The sequence below is a fragment of the Frankia sp. CoWAU3 genome (genome assembly GCF_977971855.1).
The window spans coordinates 1-3,597 of record NZ_CDWWXB010000158.1; the positions used below are offsets into that span (position 1 = coordinate 1).

The window sequence follows — 3,597 nt, forward strand, 5'->3', positions numbered from 1 at the left end:
AAAGTAACCATCGAACCCGAACAGCCCGCCGCCTGACCACCCAGGAGGAATAGCCACAACCGAACAGCCACGCTGTGACGCCGAGCCCGACCACCCGGCGCGGTCAGCCACGCCTGCAACCGACCCAGCCCACACCGGAAATCCTCACCTCAGACCCCGGCACTGACCTGCCGGAGACCTCGGAAGTCGGCGGCGTCACCCATCTACACCGGGATGGTCGAACGGTCTTCACGATCAACCGCGAGGACCCCATCGGCCGCCGCCGGTTCTCATTGGCCCACGAGGTCAAGCACCTGCTCGACGACCCGATTGTGTCCACGGCCTATGTCAGGATCGGCTTCGGCACGGCCGAGGACCACGCCCGCCAGATCGAACGCATCTGCGATCACTTCGCGGCCTGCTTCCTCATGCCCCGAACCGTCCTCAAGCGCGCCTGGTCCAGCGGGTTGCAGGACCTTGAAGCCCTCGCCGGGCAGTTCAAGGTGTCCATCTCGGCCATGCGGATACGCCTGAAATACCTGGGGCTGACCGACGAAGCCGAGTGACCGGTTCCGGCTGGACGGGCCGTCGATGTTCTTCGGGGCCGACTGCCCCAACGCGGCATAAATAACGAAAGGAGGAACTGTGAGCAAGCAGAAACGCCCGGCGATACGCGGCGAGCAGGCCATCGCCTACTACCGCGTCTCGTCAGCCGGGCAGGTCAATACCGACTTCGACCCGGAAGGCATCTCGCTGCCCGCCCAGCGCGTGGCCTGCAACGAACGTGCCCGCGAGCTGGGCATCGTCCTGGTCGATGAGTACCTCGACCCCGGGAAGAGTGGCAAGACGATTGACCAGCGGCCGGCCTTCCAGGAGATGATCGCCCGCATCAAGGCCGACCGGAACATCAAGCACGTCTTCGTCTATGCCCTGTCGCGGTTTGCCCGCAACCGCTACGACGACGCGATCATGATGGTGACCCTCGAACGGCTGGGCGTCCAGCTCCACTCGGCGACCGAGCGGAACCTGGACGCCTCGCCGGCCGGCCAGGCCATGCACGGCATGATCGCCGTGTTCAACGAGTACCAGGTGCGGGTCAGCGGCGAGGACATCAAGTACAAGATGGGCCAGAAGGCCATGAAGGGCGGCACGCTCGGCGTCGCACCTCTCGGCTACCTGAACGTCCGGGAGCAGTTCGAGGGCCGTGAGGTCCGCACGGTGATCGTCGACCCGGAACGCGGCCCCCTGATCACGCTGACCTTCGAGTTGTACGCCACCGGCAAGTACAACTTCCACACTCTGCGTGAGGCAGTCACCGCTGCGGGCCTGCGCACCAAGCCAACGAAGCGCTGGAGCGCCCGACCCATCTCGGTACACAAGATCGGCGACTTGCTGAAAGATCGCTACTACCTCGGCCTCGTCAGCTACGAGGGCGAGGAGTACCAGGGCCGGCACGAGCCCTTGGTCTCCCAGGACCTGTTCGACCAGGTGCAACGAGTGCTGTTCGCCGAACGGCAGGCCGGGGCGCGGCAGCGCGTCCACAACCACTATTTGAAGGGACTCGTCTGGTGTGACCGCTGCCAGCGACGGCTGATCATCACGCCTGGCAAGAGCAAGACCGGCGTGACCTACTTCTACTACATCTGCCGAGGACGCCAGGACCGCTCCTGCGACCTGCCGTACCTGCCGGTGGCGGACGTCGAAGACGCCATCGAGCGACACTACGTCAACGTCCGGCTCTCTGAGGAGTTCCGCGCCGAGGTCCAGAGCCGCCTCGACGAAGCCTTGTCTAGCACTACGGACAGCACCCGCCGACTGCACGCTCAGTACCAGCGGCAGCTCAAGGAGCTGAACAAGCGGGAAGACGGTCTGCTCGACCTGGTGGGCGATCCGGACTGGCCCAAGGACAAGCTGACAGCCAAGATGCGGGCCGTCCGCGAGGAACGTGCCCGGATCGAGACCCGGCTGGGTGAACAGGATCTGCCCCTCAACGAGGGCTACGAGGTGCTGACCACCGTGCTTCGCCTCCTGGAAGATCCGCAGGCGCTCTACCGACGCTCGGGCCTCCGGGCTCGGAAGGTGCTCAACAAGGCTGTCTTCACCCGGCTCTACCTCGACCAGGTACCCGCCGGGGCAACCGTGACCACCGAGGACCTCAACGAGCCGTTCGACACCGCCGTGACAGCACACCGGGCCTGGAGCCTTGGAGAGGCCGTAGACGATGTACTGGCGGAACGCGCTACGCGCGTCGCCCCAGCACGCGAAAGCGGCGCCTCCCTTTCGGGTGACGCCGCTTCACTGGGGTTCACTACCACCGCCTCGCTGAGCACTGTCCTGGAGGACGAGTGTTCGAGTAAGGCCGTGATGGTGGAGGTGAGGGGACTCGAACCCCTGGCCTCCTCCGTGCGAGGGAGGCGCTCTACCAGGCTGAGCTACACCCCCTGGAAGCATCTGAAGCTTACAGGACCGCGTAGCCCATGTGACGACCACCCGGTTCGGATGGATCGCCACCTCCGGCCGGCCGTCAGCTGATGCTGATGCTGATGCCCTCCTTGCCCCGAGCCCTTGATCGGGCGGCCGGCACGGCGACCTCCCGGGTGAGATCTGGCTGGATGCGGTCCGACAGGGCGAGGCCGGACCGCGCCCCGTCGGACCTCGCGACGGTGGCCATCAACCGGTCGAACAGGGGGGCCGCGGCGGCTGGCCGGAGCAGCCCCGCCTCATGGCCGCACCATCCCCACAGCCGAGCGCCGTCGATGACGAGCTCCTGGTCCGGCTCGGTGCTTCGGGGGAAGGCCAGCCGGGCGTCGGTCGGAACATCCGGCGTGCCGAGCTGGTGGTGCGTCCACAGCTGCAGGGACTCCTCCGGGCACCACGCCTTGTCGCGGACGGCTATCTGCCATACCGCCCGTCCGGGCCGGTACAGGGAGAGCCGGATCGCCGTTCCCCGGCAACGGAACAGCAGACCGACCCCGTCGGGACGAACACCTCGTACCTCGACGGGCACCGGGGAGCTCCCCGGGCAGACGAGGTATCCCTCGCTCCGCAACCGGGCCATCCACGACTCGAAGGTCACAGCGAACGCTGCCTTCCTGATAGTTCTCGATAGCTACACAGTGATTACGTGATGATTACGCAGTAGTTGCGCGGGTCTGGGAAGCCCCATCGGGGGATCGGCCGGTCGGGACCGGACCAGCCGCCGGGACCGGACCAGCCCGGCTGGCCCTGGCGACGTGGCCACAGGTGACCGGGGCGGGCAGCGGGCCGGCGTGCGACGGGAGAAGACGGAGACGGCGCGACCTGGCTCATCCGGCGGAGCGCACAGCTCAGCCGGTTATCCGGGGAGCGCACACGGAGCACTCCGGTGAACGAACCGGCCGGGGCAGGACGGGAGTCCGGGAATACGGATGATCGATAGCTGCTCCCATCGGGAGCAAAAAGATCATCCGTTCAGGTCTGGCGCCGAGCTCCGAGGCCCCTCGCGCCCAGAGCGGTCCCAGAATTACAGGACCGATGTGCTCGTCGCGCGTGCGGCGAGCCTCAGTGGACGCGAGGGCTGGGACAACACCGACAGCGCCCTGGACAACAGACCTCTCGCCACGCCCAGTGAGGGGCGGA

General features: G+C 66.6%; 2 protein-coding genes, 1 tRNA gene and 1 pseudogene. 2 read left to right on the top strand and 2 right to left on the bottom strand.

All coding sequences use genetic code 11. The features are described from left to right. Positions 1–74 precede the first annotated feature (74 nt). Together AC08ON_RS13515 and AC08ON_RS13520 are read left to right on the top strand one after the other, a co-directional pair. Complete coding sequence (locus AC08ON_RS13515) at positions 75–545, top strand: ImmA/IrrE family metallo-endopeptidase (RefSeq protein ID WP_476617093.1); 471 nt, start codon at positions 75–77, stop codon at positions 543–545. A 79-nt stretch (positions 546–624) separates the two neighbouring features. Continuing rightward, positions 625–1,641: pseudogene (locus AC08ON_RS13520) on the top strand (recombinase family protein); the annotation flags it as partial. Positions 1,642–2,344: 703 nt separating this feature from the next. Here the strand turns inward: AC08ON_RS13520 and AC08ON_RS13525 are convergent. Both AC08ON_RS13525 and AC08ON_RS13530 read right to left on the bottom strand, forming a co-directional pair. After that, positions 2,345–2,421, bottom strand: a tRNA-Ala gene (locus tag AC08ON_RS13525). Between the two features lie 82 nt (positions 2,422–2,503). Continuing rightward, complete coding sequence (locus AC08ON_RS13530) at positions 2,504–3,055, bottom strand: hypothetical protein (protein WP_476607874.1); 552 nt, start codon at positions 3,053–3,055, stop codon at positions 2,504–2,506. Between the last annotated feature and the right edge of the window lie 542 nt (positions 3,056–3,597).